Source organism: Candidatus Filomicrobium marinum (assembly GCF_000981545.1).
In the GTDB taxonomy this organism is placed as follows: domain Bacteria; phylum Pseudomonadota; class Alphaproteobacteria; order Rhizobiales; family Hyphomicrobiaceae; genus Filomicrobium; species Filomicrobium insigne.
Genome location: NZ_LN829119.1, coordinates 1,425,469 through 1,442,615 on the forward strand (window position 1 = coordinate 1,425,469; position 17,147 = coordinate 1,442,615).

The 17,147-nt window shown below is 59.2% G+C and carries 18 protein-coding genes and 1 pseudogene; 10 read left to right on the forward strand and 9 right to left on the reverse strand.

Annotated elements, in window-relative coordinates; genetic code table 11:
* Nucleotide 1 precedes the first annotated feature (1 nt).
* A complete protein-coding gene (locus YBN1229_RS06825; protein WP_046477568.1) occupies nucleotides 2-3,793 on the reverse strand; it encodes an AAA family ATPase in 3,792 nt (1,263 codons plus the stop codon).
* A gap of 3 nt (nucleotides 3,794-3,796) precedes the next feature.
* Nucleotides 3,797-5,041, reverse strand: a complete 1,245-nt coding sequence (locus tag YBN1229_RS06830) for an exonuclease SbcCD subunit D (RefSeq protein ID WP_046477572.1) — start codon at nucleotides 5,039-5,041, stop codon at nucleotides 3,797-3,799.
* 304 nt (nucleotides 5,042-5,345) lie between these two features.
* Between YBN1229_RS06830 and YBN1229_RS06835 the strand changes: the two genes are divergently transcribed.
* Nucleotides 5,346-6,632 carry a glycosyltransferase gene (locus YBN1229_RS06835; RefSeq protein WP_046480086.1) on the forward strand — a complete coding sequence of 429 codons (1,287 nt, stop codon included), beginning with the start codon at nucleotides 5,346-5,348 and terminating at the stop codon, nucleotides 6,630-6,632.
* A 12-nt stretch (nucleotides 6,633-6,644) separates the two neighbouring features.
* Nucleotides 6,645-7,288, forward strand: a pseudogene (locus YBN1229_RS06840) (LysE family translocator).
* 38 nt (nucleotides 7,289-7,326) lie between these two features.
* Here YBN1229_RS06840 and YBN1229_RS06845 read toward each other — a convergent pair.
* The gene (locus tag YBN1229_RS06845; protein ID WP_046477574.1) at nucleotides 7,327-7,698 is read right to left on the reverse strand and encodes a Crp/Fnr family transcriptional regulator; all 372 of its coding nucleotides are present in this window, start codon (nucleotides 7,696-7,698) and stop codon (nucleotides 7,327-7,329) included.
* Between the two features lie 112 nt (nucleotides 7,699-7,810).
* Here YBN1229_RS06845 and YBN1229_RS06850 point away from each other — a divergent pair, with 112 nt between their 5' ends.
* Entirely contained in the window at nucleotides 7,811-8,137 is a 327-nt protein-coding gene (locus YBN1229_RS06850; RefSeq protein WP_046477576.1) for a c-type cytochrome, read from the forward strand.
* Between the two features lie 9 nt (nucleotides 8,138-8,146).
* On the opposite strand, the gene YBN1229_RS06855 is transcribed toward YBN1229_RS06850, so the two are convergent.
* The 4 genes from YBN1229_RS06855 to hslV all read right to left on the reverse strand — a co-directional run bounded on the left by YBN1229_RS06855 (nucleotide 8,147) and on the right by hslV (nucleotide 11,415).
* Nucleotides 8,147-9,082 (reverse strand): AEC family transporter, encoded by a 936-nt coding sequence (locus YBN1229_RS06855; protein ID WP_046477578.1) that lies wholly within the window; start codon nucleotides 9,080-9,082, stop codon nucleotides 8,147-8,149.
* Nucleotides 9,083-9,158: 76 nt separating this feature from the next.
* On the reverse strand, nucleotides 9,159-10,472 hold the full coding sequence (gene hslU / locus YBN1229_RS06860; RefSeq protein WP_046477580.1) for an ATP-dependent protease ATPase subunit HslU: 1,314 nt from the start codon (nucleotides 10,470-10,472) through the stop codon (nucleotides 9,159-9,161).
* Between the two features lie 39 nt (nucleotides 10,473-10,511).
* Nucleotides 10,512-10,841, reverse strand: coding sequence for a DMT family transporter (locus YBN1229_RS06865; RefSeq protein ID WP_046477581.1), 330 nt, complete (start codon nucleotides 10,839-10,841; stop codon nucleotides 10,512-10,514).
* A 34-nt stretch (nucleotides 10,842-10,875) separates the two neighbouring features.
* Entirely contained in the window at nucleotides 10,876-11,415 is a 540-nt protein-coding gene (hslV, locus tag YBN1229_RS06870) for an ATP-dependent protease subunit HslV (protein ID WP_152025058.1), read from the reverse strand.
* A gap of 185 nt (nucleotides 11,416-11,600) precedes the next feature.
* On the opposite strand from hslV, the gene hisB reads away from it, so the two are divergent.
* From hisB to hisH, 3 genes are read left to right on the forward strand one after another with little or no spacing between them, the layout of a single operon-like run.
* Nucleotides 11,601-12,209, forward strand: a complete 609-nt coding sequence (gene hisB / locus YBN1229_RS06875) for an imidazoleglycerol-phosphate dehydratase HisB (protein WP_046477585.1) — start codon at nucleotides 11,601-11,603, stop codon at nucleotides 12,207-12,209.
* Entirely contained in the window at nucleotides 12,206-12,811 is a 606-nt protein-coding gene (locus YBN1229_RS06880; protein WP_052743758.1) for a DUF2628 domain-containing protein, read from the forward strand. The genes hisB and YBN1229_RS06880 overlap by 4 nt, the downstream gene beginning before the upstream one ends.
* Nucleotides 12,812-12,819: 8 nt before the next feature.
* Complete coding sequence (hisH, locus tag YBN1229_RS06885) at nucleotides 12,820-13,473, forward strand: imidazole glycerol phosphate synthase subunit HisH (RefSeq protein WP_046477587.1); 654 nt, start codon at nucleotides 12,820-12,822, stop codon at nucleotides 13,471-13,473.
* Here the strand turns inward: hisH and YBN1229_RS06890 are convergent.
* Together YBN1229_RS06890 and YBN1229_RS06895 are read right to left on the reverse strand one after the other, a co-directional pair.
* Nucleotides 13,457-13,855 (reverse strand): hypothetical protein, encoded by a 399-nt coding sequence (locus YBN1229_RS06890; protein ID WP_052743759.1) that lies wholly within the window; start codon nucleotides 13,853-13,855, stop codon nucleotides 13,457-13,459. The genes hisH and YBN1229_RS06890 overlap by 17 nt on opposite strands.
* Before the next feature lie 161 nt (nucleotides 13,856-14,016).
* Nucleotides 14,017-14,334, reverse strand: coding sequence for a hypothetical protein (locus tag YBN1229_RS06895; protein WP_046477590.1), 318 nt, complete (start codon nucleotides 14,332-14,334; stop codon nucleotides 14,017-14,019).
* A 163-nt stretch (nucleotides 14,335-14,497) separates the two neighbouring features.
* Between YBN1229_RS06895 and hisA the strand changes: the two genes are divergently transcribed.
* The 4 genes from hisA to hisF all read left to right on the forward strand — a co-directional run bounded on the left by hisA (nucleotide 14,498) and on the right by hisF (nucleotide 17,090).
* On the forward strand, nucleotides 14,498-15,226 hold the full coding sequence (gene hisA / locus YBN1229_RS06900) for a 1-(5-phosphoribosyl)-5-[(5-phosphoribosylamino)methylideneamino]imidazole-4-carboxamide isomerase (RefSeq protein ID WP_046477593.1): 729 nt from the start codon (nucleotides 14,498-14,500) through the stop codon (nucleotides 15,224-15,226).
* Between the two features lie 123 nt (nucleotides 15,227-15,349).
* Nucleotides 15,350-15,697, forward strand: coding sequence for a hypothetical protein (locus YBN1229_RS06905; protein WP_046477595.1), 348 nt, complete (start codon nucleotides 15,350-15,352; stop codon nucleotides 15,695-15,697).
* 232 nt (nucleotides 15,698-15,929) lie between these two features.
* Complete coding sequence (locus tag YBN1229_RS06910) at nucleotides 15,930-16,292, forward strand: DMT family protein (RefSeq protein WP_172655254.1); 363 nt, start codon at nucleotides 15,930-15,932, stop codon at nucleotides 16,290-16,292.
* A 15-nt stretch (nucleotides 16,293-16,307) separates the two neighbouring features.
* Nucleotides 16,308-17,090 carry an imidazole glycerol phosphate synthase subunit HisF gene (gene hisF / locus YBN1229_RS06915; RefSeq protein ID WP_046477597.1) on the forward strand — a complete coding sequence of 261 codons (783 nt, stop codon included), beginning with the start codon at nucleotides 16,308-16,310 and terminating at the stop codon, nucleotides 17,088-17,090.
* Nucleotides 17,091-17,147 lie beyond the last annotated feature (57 nt).

A 17,147-nucleotide genomic window follows, 5' to 3' on the forward strand; every position in this document is an offset into this window, starting at 1 on the left:
ATCAGGCTTCGGCGAAAACCGCAAAGGCGCTGGCGTCGTTGAAACCCGCGTCGACGACGCGCACGACACCTCGCCCACCGCCACGTTTCTCGACGCGGATTTGCACAGCGATACGGTCAACCATCGCGGCGACGTGCGTGATCACACCGACCTTCCGGCCATGACCTTGCAACGTTTCCAAAGCATCGATGGCCATGTCGAGCGTTTCTGCATCGAGCGCTCCAAAGCCTTCATCGATGAAAAGCGTATCGACGAACGATTGCCGTCCTTCAAGCCCTGACAGAGCGAGCGCGAGGCCAAGCGAAACAAGAAAGCGCTCACCGCCTGACAGCGAACGCAGCGAGCGAACTTCATCACCCATATCGCGATCAATCACATGGAGCGCGAGATCCGATGTGGTGGCGCGCGCCAGCTGATACCGCGGGTTGAGCTCACTGATCTGTACATTGGCCAGCTGCACGAGCTGATCGAGCGTCACCCCCTGCGCGAAGCGACGGAATTTGTTGCCGTCGGCGGATCCGATTGCATCATCGACGCGCCGCCAGATCTCCAATTCCTCGCGTGCAGCTTCCAGCTGGCGACCAATATCTGCTGCACTGGCGCGCGCTTGGTTATCTTGCTTAAGCTCAGCCTGTATGGCTGCGACGCGGTTGCGGATGTCTTCGATTTCAGCGTTGAGCGTTGTCACAGCTTCTGTGAGTGCAACAAGGTCCGTCTCTTCTTCCCGTTCGCCTTGGAGGCGCTCCACTTCCTGGCGGCGATGGGTAAGCGCAATCGTTGCTTCGGTGAGTTTGGTTTGGAGGGCATTGATCTGGCTGCGCAAAAGCTCGCGTTCCTCCTGTGGGATGGCGAGTAAGGCATAGATTTCGTCCCGATTCATAGCGGCGACGGAAATGGCGTTGGCGAAGACCTCCTGTGCCGTCGCGAAGTCTTGCACGGATGCATCAATAGCCCTGAGCGCTCCGTCCAGAAGAGCCTTACTGAGCTCAAGCTTCTTGTCTGCTTCTGAATGTGCTGCCTGAGCCGCCGAGAGAGCCACTTGCGCTTCTTTCGCAGCTTGGGTGAAACGTGCCCGATGCGTGTCGGTGGCTTCTCCGCCAAGCATCGACGCGCGCGCTGTCTTGGCTTCTTGGAGCCGCTGTTCACGTTGTGATTGCGCAAGCAGCGAGGAGCCGAGAGACGCCTTGGCCTTCTCCCATCCTAGGTGGATTTCCCTTTGCGACATCTCAAGCTTCTGCTGCTCAGCGTCAAGAGATGCGCGCGCATCCCGGAGCTTGGCGTATGAGGTCGCAAGGTCTGCGACGTGCTGCTGTGCAGCTAAGGAATCGCGGTCGAGATCGTCTAGCGCCAAGCCGGCAGTGCTAAGATAGGGAGTGAGTTCCCGAGCGATTGACGCGAGTTGTTCGGCCAGACTTGCAAGTTGCGTTTCCAGCTGTCCGCACTTTGCCCGAACGCTGGCCTTAGCATCTCTGTCTTTCTGGATTTGAGCGGCAACTCTTTCTGAATCTTCTGAGATCTCATCAAGCGTTTTCTGCAAAGCATCAGCCTCACCACGCAAAGAAACCGCCTGCGCGAGGGGCTCTCGTAGACCGCGTTGGATGGCTTCAGCATCAGCTTTCAAACCGTCGAGCGCCGATGCCGCCTTTGCATCGATTCCGGGACCGATTGGAAGCGGCAGGTTCTCGGCCACGCAAAACTGGCTCAGTTGAGGAGCCAGCGCTTCGAACTTGTTCTGCGCGTCTAAGCATCTGGCCGTTGCGTCTTCACCACGTCGCGCTGCGACCTCACACTGAGCGCGCGCGCGCTCCTCCGCGCCTTGCCAGGTGGTTATATCTTTGGCTGTCGCGGCGATGGCTTGATCGAGCTCAGCACGCCGCGCACGCATCTGAGCCACCATCTCACCTTCGGGATGACCGAGTTCGGAATAGGGGTGGTCCAGGCCGCCACAAACGGGACAGGGCTGCCCGGTAATGAGGGCGCTCCGCAAGGCTACTGCGTGCTGCGATTGGGTTTTCTCGGCCAACTCGAACAGGCCGCTGACCTCGCTGCGCCGGGCCAGCCAGTCGGCATGTTGTGCTTGCGCCTGTCGGATCATGTCAGAGGCTTCTGCGAGCGCCTTTTCTTGCGCCAACCGCAGCACGTCCGCCTCAGAAACCGTCGCCGCCGCATCGCTGTGTTGGCGCGCGATTTCTCTGGCTTGCCGGAGAAGTTCGAGTCCATCGCGCAGCCGCGCATCGTGTTCGGAGAGAGACGTCTCATCGATCTGGGACAGAGCCTCGCGCAGCTCATTCAATTGAGCGGAAATCTGGCTGCGTCGGCTGGCGTATGCCGCGACTTCCTCCTCCGCCGCCGCAATCAAGGGCTGCAGGCGCGCATCTTCCTCTGTAGCCGAAAACAGCTCTTTTTTTGCAACGGCTTCCCGCCGCCGGAGTTCGGCGCGGTCATCAATACGTGACGTGATATCTTCCAGCCGGTCCGCCAGCAACGCATGGGTCGAACGCGTCTCCAGCTCATTCAGCGTCTGCGCAAGTTGCTCGTTGAGCCCTGAACGCTGAACCTCGATCTTCTCGTGATCCGAAGCGCAGGCATCGGCCTGCCGTTGGGCCTGCGCGACCGCCGCCTGCGCAGCTTCAAGCTCGCTTGCAGCGTTAGCGATTTGGCTATCAGCTTGCTCGGCTTCACGCCAAAGAGGTGTGAATTTTTCGACGTCTGCATCAGCCTTTGTGGAGGCTTCGGACGCCTCTTTGAGTGTGCGCGCAGCAGATGCTGCATTTTGCTCAGATTGCCGTACCGCCACTTCGCAAAGTTCGGCGTGACGCCGAGCCTCGGCCAACTTGCGTTCGGACAACCGCTCCGCTTCGGCCTTAGCTCGCAATGGTTCGGCCGCATCGAGGCGTTCGAGCCGCGCAATATCGTCCCGGGCTTCGTCCAAACGCTGTTTCGCTGCGGCAAGTCCGGTTTCGGCGTTGTACGCTTGTGCGCGCGCATCCTTCAGCCGCTCAGCATGCTTTAGACGCTCGGTGAGGTCCTTCAGTTGGACACTTTGGCTCTCGCTTAAAGCGCTACGTTCCGCGAGTTCGCTTTCCAGCTTTGTGCGTACGTCCTCTTCCATCAAGCCGATGTCGGCACGTCTTTGTTCGAGAGCCTTCGTTTCGTTGGCCCTTTCTTTCGTGCCGGAGTTCACCTGTTCCGAGATTCGCCCGTAAATCTCGGTCCCGGTAATTTTCTCGAGAAGCTCCGCGCGCTCGTTTTCGGCAGCGAGCAGGAACGCGTCGAACTCACCCTGCGCAAGCAGAACCGTGCGCCGGAACTGCGCAAACGTGAGTTCGGTACACGCCTCGACGGCTTGGGAAACGTCCTTCTGCCCCGTCGCAATCGAGCTGCCGTCTTCGAGGGAATCAAGCCTGCGTTCGGCGTTCTGCAGATTGCCATCCGCTTTTCCACGTGCGCGTCGGACTTCCCATCGCGCGCGGTATTGCTTGCCATCCTGTCCAAGAAAATCGACCTCGGCATAACCTTGGGCGGCGCCGCGACGGAGGATCGCGCGTGCATCTTTCGCGGTTATGTCTCTGCCGCTGGGATCCCTGACGGACTCGAGTTTGTCGATCGCGACACGCGGAAACTGCCCATAGAGCGCCAGACACAGCGCATCGAGGATCGTCGATTTGCCGGCCCCGGTATCACCGGTGATCGCAAAGAGACCTGCGCTCGCGAGTGGCTCTGCCCTAAGGTCAATCTCGAACTCGTCTGCAAGGCTGGCGAGGTTCGCGCCGCGGATGGCCAGAATACGCATGGTTCAAACCTCCGCATTCGCATTGGCGAGCGCACGATGGAAGACATCGCGATGGGACGCGTCGGGCTCTCCTCCGTGGGTCCGCTGAAACGCAGTGACAAACAAATCTTCAGGAGCCCGTTCTGAAAGGCGCACGATGGGGCCGCTCGCAACAGTGTCCGTCGGGGCGTCAGGACGCGGGCTGACCTTGAGATCGACGAGCCGCACAGGAAAGCTCTCGGCAACCCGATCTGCTTCAGCGCGGAAACCAGCGCTCAAACCTTCGTGGTTCAGCCGCACATGCACGAACGGACGTTGATTGATGGGAAGGTCCGGGTCCAGATCAAGGGCCTTAAAATGATCGCCGAGGTCGTCGAGCCGGATGTCTCCCTTTTCCGGCAAGCGCAAAAACGGAACGGGGCGCGTCAGTTCTATATGCTCGATTGACGTCACACCGCGATCACCGAGCGTCAAAAGCGTAACGCCGTGGCGATAGGGTTGCTCGGTGGCAGAAAGCGGAATGAGCGAGCCACTGTAGCGCACGCGATCGCCTTTGAAGGTTTGCGGCTTATGCAAATGCCCGAGCGCGACATAACAGGCATCCGCCGGAAATATATCTGGGGCTACGGCATGCTGTCCGCCGACCAGAATGCGTCGTTCCGCGCCTTCGGATTCGGTGCCACCCGCCACATGAAGATGCCCGGTCATAACCAGGGGCAATCCGCGCGTTATCGGCCGCGCCGCATCCATCAAGTCTTCATAGAGAGCCTGGGTCGCACGTACGATGGACGAGCCGTCTTCCTCTTTTTGGCGAGGCAACGTCGGAAGGCATGCCGGCGTCGGATAGGAGACAGCGAGCACATGCGCCGCGATCTCGCGGGTCGTCGAAGGTAGCGGTACCACATGCCGCGCGATGTCAATCAGCCCGTTGATGCGTCGAACGTTGCCGACAACGTGCACGCCAATCCCGCCAAGGAGGACGCGCGGTGCTTCCAATCGGCCTGCCGCGTCGTGATTTCCTGCGGTCACGACGATGCGCAGGCTCGGCCGTGCTTGATGCAACTTAACGAGGGTCTCATAAAACAGCCGCTGTGCTTCGCCGGAAGGGTTCTGACTATCGAACACGTCGCCGGCGATGATCAGCGCATCGACCTCACGTTCGGTGACGATCCCGACAAGCTCGTCGAGCACGGCGCGATGCTCATGATCGCGTGCATACCCTCGCAGCGTCTGCCCGATGTGCCAGTCAGCTGTGTGAATGATCCGCATAAGCCCTCTTGAAGCTACGTCCGACGAAAGCCCCCGTCTCTGCAGCAAGCGATTCAAGGAGAGAACAAAACAGAAACATGACGAAAAATTGGCGCTAAATCAAGCCCCTCACTCCTGTTCTTCCCAACTGTCTTTGCCTAAGCCGATGATTTCAGGGTTCACACGAGCGCACGCCTCCTAAGGCGCAGATACACCAAGCTGATGCAACTATTCAGGAAGCCTACGCACAGGTTTTAATCCCAGTTCGGCCTAATCACGCGTATATGAGGCTGTGGAGTCGCAGCAACCTCAAGCGGCCGTGGCAATGAACATCCTGATCTTTACATTCGGATCTCGTGGAGATGTGCAGCCGTACGTGGCGTTGGGCACGGCTCTGCGTCGTGGCGGACACCAAGTTTGTTTGTCGACCGGCCAGGGTTTCGACGACATGATTGCCGCGCATGGCCTCACCGCAGCGCCATTGAGCATCAATTATCGCGAACTCATCGATACGCCTGAAGCGCAGGCGGCCTTTCGCTCGATGTCCGGAAAATTCCGCGCCATGCGGGCTTTCAAGGATGTCGTTTGCGAGCAATTCCGGGAAATGTGGGAACTCTCGCGCGAAGTCCGTCCGGATGTCATCATCTACCATCCCAAGGGTTTCATCGCACAGGACATAGCAGCAGCGCTGGGCGCGGTCGCCATCCCCACAACCTTACAGCCCAGTTATGTGGCGACGAGCGAGTTTCCCAATCCGTTCCTGCCATTCACGAACCTTGGTGCGTTCGGTAACAAGCTCTCGCACCATTTTATCGAGCGGCTAACGTTTTGGGCGCAGCGCAATATGGAAGGCCGTTGGCGAAAGGAAATGCCGGCACGCGCCAACAGCACGAGCCGCGGCACATTCTTCGGCGGCCACGATCCGGAGGGCCGAACGGTCCCGCGGCTGCACGGGTATAGTTCTATAATCGTCAATCGCCCCAGGGATTGGACAGCCCGAGAACACATCACAGGCTATTGGTTTTTCGAACCCAATACGGACTGGGAGCCCGCGGAAGATCTGCACCGTTTTCTGGCGACCGGTCCACCGCCTGTCTATGTCGGCTTCGGCAGCATGCCGGCAGCGGATGCTCAATCCCAAACCGGTATGGTCATTGAAGCGCTCAGGCAGGCGGGCCAACGCGGCATACTCGCAACGGGGTGGGGTGGACTAAAGCCCTTGGCCGGCTCAGCCAACGACGTGCTTTTCCTCGATGTTGCCCCGCATGATTGGCTGTTCCAGCGCTGCGCGGCGGTCGTTCATCACGGCGGCGCCGGTACGACCCATGAGGGTTTGCGCTGGGGGCGCCCGACCGTCATCTGCCCGCTTGGTGTAGACCAGCCCTACTGGGGCCGCCGCGTGAATGCCTTGGGCGCAGGGCCGCCGCCTCTGCCGCAAAAGAGCTTGAATGTGGCCGATCTCTCCCGAGCCATCGGCGAGTCTCTGAAGCCCGGGACGGTCGCGCGCGCCGCAAAACTGGGTGAAGCCATCCGCGCCGAAGGAGGCGCGGATGCAGCAGCAGCCGTTGTGAACGGATTTGTTGTTGGGGCCGGTCGTCCCCATGCGAGTTAAGAGGGAGTTCAGATGGGGTGGATGGAAATCGCAAGCTTTGCGGTGGTTGCCGCCTTGCTCGTTATGTCTCCGGGACCCAACGGTCTCTTGATCGCTAAGACTGTCCCGTCTTCCGGACGCAGCGCCGGATTCGCTAACGTGGCGGGGTTCGTGGCGGCCTTCTATGTGCATGGGGCTCTGTCAATTCTCGGCATCTCCATAATTCTCGTACGCTCCGCCGAGGCTTCTGGACCTTGAAGATGCTCGGAGCGGCCTATCTGATCTGGCTGGGCTTGAGAGCGCTGCGAGATGCCTGGCGCGGCCTGCTGCCGGTGCCTGTCACAGACGCCAGCAGAAGGCGCGCGATGTGGACTGCCTTTGCTGAAGGCTTTCTGACGAACGCGCTTAATCCTAAAGTTGCGATGTTCTATCTTGCGGCATTCCCGCAGTTCATTTCGGCGGCGAATGGGCTAACGCCGAGTTCGGTCGTGGACGTGACGCTTCTTCTGGTCACCATCCATGCCGCATTAAATGTTGTCTGGTTCTCTTCGATGATTGTGCTCTTTGCGCGTATGGCTGGGTTGGCACGTCGCGGCTCAATCCGCCGCTGGCTGAAGGCGGTCACTGGAGTGGTGTTCGTAGGCTTTGGAGTAAAGCTGGCGCTGTTGAGGACCTGACCCCACAAGCCTGCGAGAGCCGATAGCTTCGCTAAGCCTCACAATCGCGTATTCATGCGCCGTACACGGCTCGCCATTTGCCGCATCACGTAGAGCGAGAAGTGAGGATTGTTGCTCACCAGCTTTACGAATGCGTTCGTATCGATGACCGCGACTTCGGTAGCAGCCTTCGCGATGGCATCGGCGCTGCGGAGGGCGTGTTCAATTAAGGCCATCTCGCCGAATATGCCGTGCAGCCCAACGGTCTCCAGTACTGTTTGTCCAAGCGTGATGTCGACCTTCCCTTCGAGCACGACATACATTGCCTGTCCGGCCTCGCCTTCTTGAAAGATTTTCTCGCCCGCACGAAAGCGCTTGAGCGGGATAAGGAACTTCTCAAAAAATCCGAAATCGAATGGTACGTCGGTCATGCTACCCTCGTATGCCATTACCGAGTTGAGAATAGCGTCGGAACTGGTGAGTGTCTTCCGACTCCGTTACGAGTGCAGTCCCTACACTTAATCGGAAGCAGACGAGACGATTATGAGAGCTATCAAATACGTCGTTGCAGTAGTTGTGATGTTGACGGCTTCGCAAGCTTGGGCTGCTGAAGATGAGGACGTCACGAAAGGCAGGCAGCTGGCTGAGCGCCTGTGTTCCCGATGCCATGCTGTCGGACCTCAAGGAGATAGCCCCTTCGAACCGGCACCACCCTTCCGCGCGCTTGTAGAGAAATGGCCGGATACTGAAGTTCTGGCCGAGGCCCTGGCGGAAGGTATCAATGTCGGCCATCCTGCTATGCCGGAATTCGTGCTCCAGCCGCATGAGATTGGCGACCTTCTCAGCTATCTGGAAACGCTGAAGAAGTGATCTTCAGACTCATGCAGTCGGCGGAAAGATCAAAAAGAAGATGGCGAGCGTCAGAACGGACAAAAGCGTGCTGATGAGAATGACGGACGATGTCCGCGCCACGTAAATCCCGTAAGCTTGGGCCATCACGAAACTGCCAGACCCCGTCGGCAAAGCCGCCATCAGAACGGCGACGTTTGTCCAGAGCTGATCCATCGGGAAGAAGAAAAAGATCAGGGCTGCGGTGAGAACGGGCTGAAGCAGCAGCTTCATAGCCGTCATTGAAGACACTTCGCCGAGGCCCTCGCTCATCGGACGGCCCACAAGAAACAATCCGATAGAGAACAACGCACAAGGACCGGCTGCCGCGCCGAGGATGCGTGTGAAAGCTTCGACAGGCTCCGCCATGGCGACGCCGGTCGTGGCCCAGAGGCCGCCGAGAACCGGAGCCACGAACAGCGGATTTTTAAACAGTGCCACGAAGACGTCCCGGACGATCGCGCCTCTGTCGTCCTTCTGGCCGATTTCGATAAGGGTTGCCGCGATCCCAATGACGACCGCGGTATTGATAACGGTGGCGAGAATGGCGGGAAGGGCCGCGGCCTCGCCATAAGCCGTGATGGCGAGCGGTATCCCCATGTAGCCGGTGTTGCCGTAAACGCAGTTCATTCCATGCATGCCGCCTTCAGCCAGACCGCGGCCGAAGAAAACGCGCGCAACGACAAGCGCGAGGGCCCAAATCAAGAGCAGCCCAATGATGTATGCGGCCAGGAAAGCGCCGTTGAACAGAACGGCGAGATCCACTTTCGCCATGGCGTGGAACAGGAACACCGGCAGCGCGACCCAGTAAACGAAGCGATTGAGCGCTTCGCTGCTATCGGGGCCAAGCAGCTTGAAATATCCGCTGAAATATCCGGCCGCGACAATGGCGAACACCGGAAATAGAACGTTGAATATGGGTTCCATGAGGCGGGCGTAACCTCTGCGTTTGCGTCAATGGCAGGAAGGCTACCAGCCCGCCCCGATTGGCCGTACCCGTACTTTAGAGGATAAATTTTGAAAGGTCGGAATCTTTCGCGAGTTCCCCCACGTGCTTTTCAACGTAGCTCGCGTCAACCGTAATGGTTTCACCCGGTCGATCCGAAGCCTCGAAGGAAATGTTGTCCAGCACGCGCTCCATCACGGTTTGCAAACGCCGGGCCCCGATATTTTCCACGGACGAATTGACGGCCACCGCAGTGTCTGCCAGCGCGTCTATGGCGTCGTCGGTAAAGACGAGCGTCAAGTCCTCCGTCGCCATGAGCGCCACGTATTGCTTGATGAGGCTCGCCTCCGGCTCCGTGAGGATGCGCCGCATGTCGTCGCGGGTGAGGGCCGTCAACTCTACGCGGATAGGAAGACGTCCCTGCAACTCGGGCAACAGGTCAGAGGGCTTGGCGACGTGAAAAGCGCCTGACGCGATAAACAGGATATGGTCTGTCTTCACCGGACCATGCTTGGTTGCGACCGTCGTGCCTTCAATCAGTGGTAAGAGGTCGCGCTGTACGCCTTCGCGGCTGACATCCGCGCTTCCACGGCCGCCATCGCTGCGCGAGCAGATTTTATCGATCTCATCGAGAAACACGATCCCATTGTCCTCGACCGCTCGGATCGCTTCCTGCGTGATCTCCTCTGTATCGAGAAGACGATCGCTTTCCTCGGCGACAAGAATGTCATAGCTGTCCGCCACCATCACGCGCCGTTTCTTGGTGCGCCCTCCGAAGGCCTTGCCCAGCATGTCGCCGATATTTATGGCCCCGATCGAACTTCCAGGCTGACCCGGGATCTCGAACATCGGAAGGCCGCCTGAGGTGTCGGTCACTTCGATTTCGATTTCTTTGTCATTGAGTTCGTTGTTGCGCAGCCGCCGCCGAAAAGCTTCGCGAGTGGAGGATTGCGCACCTGGACCGACGAGGGCATCCAGCACGCGCTCTTCTGCCAACTTGTCAGCTTTTGCCCGCACTTCCTTGCGTTTGACTTCGCGCACCAAAGCGATGCCGACTTCGACCAGATCCCGGACTATGCTCTCTACGTCGCGGCCGACGTAGCCGACTTCTGTGAACTTGGTCGCTTCAACCTTCAGGAAGGGAGCGCCCGCGAGACGTGCCAAACGCCGAGAAATTTCGGTTTTACCCACGCCGGTTGGACCGATCATCAAGATATTCTTTGGCAGCACTTCGTCCTTTAACTCGCCGATGAGCTGCTGACGCCGCCAGCGGTTCCGGAGTGCAATAGCGACAGCGCGTTTTGCATCGTTTTGCCCGACAATATAGCGATCGAGTTCAGAGACGATTTCGCGGGGAGAGAAGTTTGTCATCGCGTGGGATGTTACTCCTGAAAGGTGTGAGCCAGGCCGTCAGTGAGTTGAGGCCAGCTTTAATCCGATGATCGAAAAAACGAGCACGCCAAGCAGCGCCAGCCTTACCGTACCGGTTGGCTCGTCGTAAAAGGCTGCGCCGATCAATGCCGTTCCCGCTGCCCCGATGCCGGTCCACACCGCATACGCGGTGCCAAGCGGAATGGACTCGGTGCCCGAGATCGACCGTTGCAAAAGATAAAGACTTACGAGGCCGATGCCGATGAAGCCGAGTGTCGGCCACAACCGGGTCATTCCGTCAGTGTAGCGAAACAGAGTCGTTGCTACGATTTCACAGGCGCCCGCCGCCATTAGAAACAGCCAAGCCATGGCTTGTTTACTCCTCGTGTGAAGACGAATGCCTCTAAACGCTGGATTCGAGGCTCTCGACCACAACGTTGTCGTTTGTATAGACGCAGACCTCAGACGCGATCGCCATGCTTCGGCGGCATATGGTTTCTGCATCGAGCGGCTGATCCAGAAGCGCGCGTGCTGCGCACAACGCATAATTGCCGCCTGAGCCGATGCCCATCACATGCTTTTCCGGTTCAAGCACATCACCGGTTCCCGTGAGCACCAGAGTCGTTTCCTTATCGGCAACGATCATCATCGCCTCTAACCGCCGGAGATAGCGGTCGGTACGCCAATCCTTCGCGAGCTCCACGCACGCCCGCATAAGCTGGCCCGGATATTGCTCGAGTTTGGCTTCGAGACGTTCGAACAAGGTAAACGCGTCGGCGGTTGCACCGGCGAAACCGCCGATGACATCGCCTTTGCCAAGCCGCCGCACTTTGCGCGCGTTGGCCTTGATAATGGTCTGTCCAAGGCTGACCTGACCGTCGCCGGCGACGACGACTCGGCCATCCTTACGAACCGTAAGGATAGTTGTTGCATGCCACGACATGGTGCTGGGAGGATCTTTCGGCTGATCGTTCATGAGAAGTTTAACGCGATTAGGGGAAACTGACGGGGAGTTTCAAGTGGCAGGCTAAGTAAGGCTGCCCCAGCTGTGGCCTAGAAGAGGTGGCCACAAGCTGATAAACGCTTCACAAACCCGATGCAATGAGCCGCTGAAGAGGGGCCTTTTCCGTGACTGCAAAGACCAGGCGCCAGGCGACAATCTCGCGCAATACCAAAGAAACCGAGATCACCGCGACCATTAACCTCGATGGTTCGGGGGCCTATGACATTGTGACAGGTGTTGGTTTTCTCGATCACATGATCGAGCAACTCGCGCGGCATTCGCTGATCGATATCACCCTGCGCGCCAAGGGCGATCTTCACATCGACTACCACCACACCGCCGAAGACAGCGGTATCGTTCTAGGCCAGGCCTTTGCCGAAGCTCTGGGCGATAAGAAGGGCATCACCCGCTACGCCGACGTCCACCTGCCGATGGACGAGGCGTTGACCCGCGTTGCCGTCGACGTGTCTGGCCGTCCCTTTTTGGTTTGGAAGGTGAATTTCACCCGCGACAAGCTCGGCGAGATGGACACCGAGCTCTTCCGCGAGTGGTTCCAGGCGTTTGCGCAGAACGCAGGCATCACATGCCACGTTGAGAACCTTTACGGCGATAATAACCATCATATCGCCGAGACCTGTTACAAAGGGCTGGCGCGGGCTTTGCGGCAGGCAATCACTCTTGATCCGCGCCAGGAAGGCCGCGTCCCCTCAACGAAGGGAACGCTGACCGCATGATTCTATCGTTGTGGCGTTTGGGAGAGTCTTCGCGCGTGTTGGCTTTCACCGTACACGAACCGCCCAATCCCCCCGCCGCCTCCATCGAGCGGGCGGAACGGCTGGTGTTCACCAAAGACGGTTTCAGTTTTGCTGCGCTACTCCTCGGCCCGATCTGGCTCCTTTTGAACCGTATGTGGATCGTTTTGGCGATTTATGTCGTCATCGCTTTCGGGATCGGTGCGGTGCTGGAATTGCTCAAGGTCCCTCACATCTGGGCAACTTTGACCGGCTTGGCTTTGAACTTCCTCATTGCGTTGGAAGGGGATTCGCTGCGGCGTTGGACGTTGGAGCGGCGTGGCTGGCAGTTCGTCGGTACCGTCGTCGGCCGCACAACCGCCGATTGCGAGCGTCGCTTCTTTGAGAACTGGCTACCCGCACAATCGGCGCAGCGTGTACAGCCGGCCACGGTCGGGAGCGTTCCTGCGATGGCGCCTCTTTCGCCTGCGGCACACGATCTGGGCGCAGCCGCTGTCGAACCACCGCCGCTCCCCATGATGGTGCCCCCGCAGCAAGACGATAGCCAGGACCGCCGTTGGCGGCTGTTCGGCCGTAGAAACTGATTCACCGAATGCAAAACGCTGTCATTATCGACTATGGGTCCGGCAACCTGCACTCTGCCGGGAAGGCCCTGGAACGTGCCGCGCGCGAAAGCGGGTCAGAATTCCGTGTGCAAGTCACGGCCAAACCCGACGACGTCGCCGCTGCAGACCGTATCGTCCTGCCCGGTGTGGGTGCCTTCGCTGATTGCATGAAGGGCCTCACCGCCGTTCCGGGTATGCGCGAAGCGCTCGAAAAGGCCGTTATTTCAGAGGGTAAGCCCTTCCTCGGCATCTGCGTTGGTATGCAGTTGCTTGCAACGCGCGGTCTGGAGTTCGGCGTGACGGAAGGCTTCGACTGGATTCCGGGAGAGGTGCGCGCGTTGGAGCCGTCAGCCCCCGCGCTCAAGATTCCACATATGGGCTGGAATACGCTGAACGTGCTGCGTCCGCATCCGCTGCTGAAAGATATCGAAACGGGCCCGAACGGTTTGCACGCCTATTTCGTGCACTCCTATCATCTGGTCCCGGAGCGGCCTGATGATGTGGTCGCCGAGACCGACTACGGGGGGCCGGTCACGGCTATTGTTGGCAGGGACAATATCGTCGGCACGCAATTCCATCCGGAAAAGAGCCAGACGCTGGGCCTGAAATTGCTGGCCAACTTCCTCAGCTGGCGGCCCTGAAATCAGCGAGCGTTTCCTCGGCACCGCCAAAACCTTCGACGATCGCGTCAGCCTCTGCATCACGCTGCGAGAAGGCGACCACATTGGCGCCGGTCCCTTCGGCTGTCACTGCAGCAGCGGCGCCACGGCGGCGAAACCAGCGGATCGAGGTGTTGGTCAGCACGGCGGGATCTTCAACCGCTTGGATCAGAAGGCCGTCTTCGTCGCCGAGCAGCCAGCTCAACCGAGCTTCGATGTCTTCCTGCGAATCGTCCGTCGTCAAATACCAGATCTGCTCCAGCGGACGCGCCCACCGCACACCGAGACCCATGATAATTTCAGCGAGAGCGTGCTTCTTAGCGTTCGGGTTGGCGAGGTCGTAGGAGATCAGATAAGTGCGCATCGCGGGCTTCCTTCGGGGGCGGGGGTTGGGCTTTTACGCGATACTGAGAGATGTTCCGTGTTCGAAGAACGTAAAAAGAACATCTCATGAATCGCGGACCTCGTCCAGAGAAAGTTCAGGATTTGTTCTCAACGTTCTCAAGCACGCTGAGAGGCACGCAGTCACTCAAACAAACCCAGCTGCGCGGGATGGTTGTTCGAGCGCGGAATGGACCGGTGATTGCCGAAGTCGACGCGGTCGATGAGTTCGGGATAGCGCTCTGCGAAGACCTTGCGCGCCCGCTCGCGGCTGGCCGGAAAGCGCCTCCCCTCCCAGATCTCGTAAAGCCGTCGCGGGTCGCAGTCATAGCGGCGCAGAATATCCACGCGCCGAACTCTCAGCCAGCGCGCAATCCAGATGTCGACAGCATCGGCTTCGCTAAGCGGCCCCTTAGGGGCTAGCGGGAACGAACTGACGCGAGACTCAAGCAGGGTGGACATGACTCGAACTTGCGGATGAACGAAAGACTGGTAAGAAGCGCTCAGAGTTGCTGACTTCGATCATGAATAAAGAAGAACAAAATAGCAATTCAATGACGGACGCTGCATATCGTGGCGCCAACTCAAGACACTCCAATCTCCCGAATAGCGAAGGCGAATCCCGGTGATCCTGTTTCCTGCCATCGACCTGAAAGACGGCCAATGCGTGCGGCTCAAGCTTGGCGAAATGGACGACGCGACCGTCTTCAATGACGATCCCGCGGCGCAAGCCCGCAGCTTCCAGGATCAGGGGTTTGAGTGGCTGCATATCGTCGATCTGAACGGCGCCTTCGCGGGCAAGCCGGTCAACGCGCCCGCAGTGGACGCCATCCTGGCCGCTTTGACCATCCCGGCCCAGCTCGGTGGCGGCATCCGCGATATGGCCACCATCGAGGCCTGGCTGGAAAAGGGGATCAAGCGAGTGATCCTCGGAACGATTGCGGTGCGCAATCCCGACCTGGTCCGCGAAGCGTGTCGCGCGTTCCCGGGCCGCATCGCCGTAGGGATCGACGCCAAGGGCGGCAAGGTCGCCGTTGAAGGCTGGGCGGAGACGTCAGAATTGACCGCCATCGAATTGGCATCCCGCTTTGAAGATGCCGGTGTGGCGGCGATCATCTACACCGACATCGAACGCGACGGCGTGCTGAAGGGCCTCAACCTGCCCGCGACGGCCGAGCTTGCCCGTTCCACGACGATCCCCGTAATCGCGTCCGGCGGTCTGGCGTCCATTGAAGATGTGCGGGCCCTGCTCCAGCCGGAATACGCCATGCTTGCCGGCGCCATCACCGGCCGCGCTCTCTACGACGGCCGCATCGACCCGGCCGAAGCCTTGGCGCTTCTGAAGGCGGCGTGATCTAGAACGCCGGGCGGCGCGCACAATGAGCTGGAGGCTGATTGTTAAGTGCAATCGCATTAGACATCTGCCCGCGGACTGGCCGATCGTATCGCATCAATGAAGCGAAGAGGTTGGGGCAGAGTGATTTTCCAGTATTCAGCAGAAGTGTTCGTGGATGCCTCCGAAGGGCTTCGCCGTGTGTGGTCCGCTGTGGAGGTTTATCTAAAAAACGCCGTTGCTGCTTCGCCTAGTCTCTCGGCACTGCCGGTAACAATACGCTACGTACCAATCGCCATGCCTGAAATCACGCGAGCGCGTTATCCTGAGCGCTCGAAGCTGCGGAAGAAGGAGCGTTTGTATGACTGTGCGCCTCAGCTCGACTATGATGTCTTTGTTCGAGGGACCTTTGAACAGCAGCTTCGAGAGTACCTGCGGGGCTTTGCGTTGTCGGTGCCGTACTTGGCCGATCTCGGAGCTACCCAAGAGTAGATCGAAGAGTTTGAGGCGATCTTAGCGGATGCGGTTGAGCGCATCATCGCCGAAAGGCCAGAGCAAACGCGGCACTAACGGTCCTCGCTGGTTAGAAATTCGAGCCAACCCCGGCAAGGCCGCGCTGATCAGGCGACAACCACCTCCCGAAATCGTAAAGAATGACGCCGCCGCGGCGCTGACGCCAAGGCAAGCCGTCGCGGCATCCGTCTTCATCTCTCCTGGGGCACCCATGTCCAGCATTGCCATTCCGGCCAGCGTTGCGCCGATCCTGCTCCTGACAATCTCCAATATCTTCATGACGTTCGCCTGGTACGGCCACCTCAACTATAAGAGCTGGCCGCTGTGGCTCGTTGTGATTGCAAGCTGGGGCATAGCGTTTTTCGAATATTGCTTCGCGGTGCCCGCCAACCGGATTGGCCACGAAGTCTATTCGGCCGCTGAATTGAAGACGATCCAGGAAGTCATCACGCTCACTGTTTTCGCGGGCTTCTCGATCTGGTTTTTAAAAGAACCGCTGACCATCAACCACGCCATCGGCTTTGGCCTCATCATCGCTGGCGCCTTTTTTGTGTTCCACGGCCCGATCCGTTGAGGTATGCCCAGCTCCATGACCTTGAAAACGCGCATTATCCCTTGCCTTGACGTCCATGCTGGCCGTGTCGTCAAAGGCGTCAATTTCGTCGATCTCGTCGATGCGGGCGATCCCGTCGAAGCCGCAGCCGCTTATGATGAGGCGGGCGCCGATGAGCTTTGCTTTCTCGACATCACCGCAAGCCACGAGAACCGCGACACGATTTTCGACATTGTCGAGCGTACGGCTGAGCGCTGCTTCATGCCGCTCACGGTGGGCGGCGGCGTGCGAACGGTGGAGGACATCCGCCGTTTGCTGGAAGCCGGCGCTGACAAAGTTTCAATAAACACCGCAGCCGTGACCAACCGCCAGTTCGTCAAAGAGGGGTCCGAAAAGTTCGGCGCGCAGTGCATCGTCGTCGCCATTGATGCCAAGAAGGTCAGCAGTCCCGACGAGCCCCCGCGCTGGCAAATTTTCACTCACGGAGGCCGTAAACCCACCGGCATCGATGCCATCGTCTTTGCCCGCGAAGTGGTCGATCTGGGCGCCGGCGAAATCCTGCTCACCTCCATGGACCGCGACGGCACAAAGGCCGGATTTGATATCGGGCTCACCCGCGCGGTGGCCGATGCCGTCAGTGTGCCTGTGATCGCTTCGGGAGGGGTGGGCACCTTGGAGCATCTGGTCGACGGCGTGCGCGACGGACACGCGAGCGCCGTGCTTGCAGCTTCGATTTTCCACTTCGGAACATATTCCGTCGGCGAAGCGAAGCGTCACATGGCCGATGCCGGCCTCGCCATGCGCCTCGACGGGATTTGAACGCTCTCCACGTCATCCCGGCATTTATTGCCGGGATCCAACGTGCAGCTAAGCACG

Bases quoted from the DNA above. Each gene is read 5' to 3' on its own strand.
- YBN1229_RS06825 (WP_046477568.1), bottom strand. From the start codon at position 3,793: ATGCGTATTCTGGCCATCCGCGGCGCGAACCTCGCCAGCCTTGCAGAC.
- YBN1229_RS06830 (WP_046477572.1), bottom strand. From the start codon at position 5,041: ATGCGGATCATTCACACAGCTGACTGGCACATCGGGCAGACGCTGCGA.
- YBN1229_RS06835 (WP_046480086.1), top strand. From the start codon at position 5,346: ATGAACATCCTGATCTTTACATTCGGATCTCGTGGAGATGTGCAGCCG.
- YBN1229_RS06845 (WP_046477574.1), bottom strand. From the start codon at position 7,698: ATGACCGACGTACCATTCGATTTCGGATTTTTTGAGAAGTTCCTTATC.
- YBN1229_RS06850 (WP_046477576.1), top strand. From the start codon at position 7,811: ATGAGAGCTATCAAATACGTCGTTGCAGTAGTTGTGATGTTGACGGCT.
- YBN1229_RS06855 (WP_046477578.1), bottom strand. From the start codon at position 9,082: ATGGAACCCATATTCAACGTTCTATTTCCGGTGTTCGCCATTGTCGCG.
- hslU (WP_046477580.1), bottom strand. From the start codon at position 10,472: ATGACAAACTTCTCTCCCCGCGAAATCGTCTCTGAACTCGATCGCTAT.
- YBN1229_RS06865 (WP_046477581.1), bottom strand. From the start codon at position 10,841: ATGGCTTGGCTGTTTCTAATGGCGGCGGGCGCCTGTGAAATCGTAGCA.
- hslV (WP_152025058.1), bottom strand. From the start codon at position 11,415: ATGTCGTGGCATGCAACAACTATCCTTACGGTTCGTAAGGATGGCCGA.
- YBN1229_RS06880 (WP_052743758.1), top strand. From the start codon at position 12,206: ATGATTCTATCGTTGTGGCGTTTGGGAGAGTCTTCGCGCGTGTTGGCT.
- hisH (WP_046477587.1), top strand. From the start codon at position 12,820: ATGCAAAACGCTGTCATTATCGACTATGGGTCCGGCAACCTGCACTCT.
- YBN1229_RS06890 (WP_052743759.1), bottom strand. From the start codon at position 13,855: ATGCGCACTTATCTGATCTCCTACGACCTCGCCAACCCGAACGCTAAG.
- YBN1229_RS06895 (WP_046477590.1), bottom strand. From the start codon at position 14,334: ATGTCCACCCTGCTTGAGTCTCGCGTCAGTTCGTTCCCGCTAGCCCCT.
- YBN1229_RS06910 (WP_172655254.1), top strand. From the start codon at position 15,930: ATGTCCAGCATTGCCATTCCGGCCAGCGTTGCGCCGATCCTGCTCCTG.
- hisF (WP_046477597.1), top strand. From the start codon at position 16,308: ATGACCTTGAAAACGCGCATTATCCCTTGCCTTGACGTCCATGCTGGC.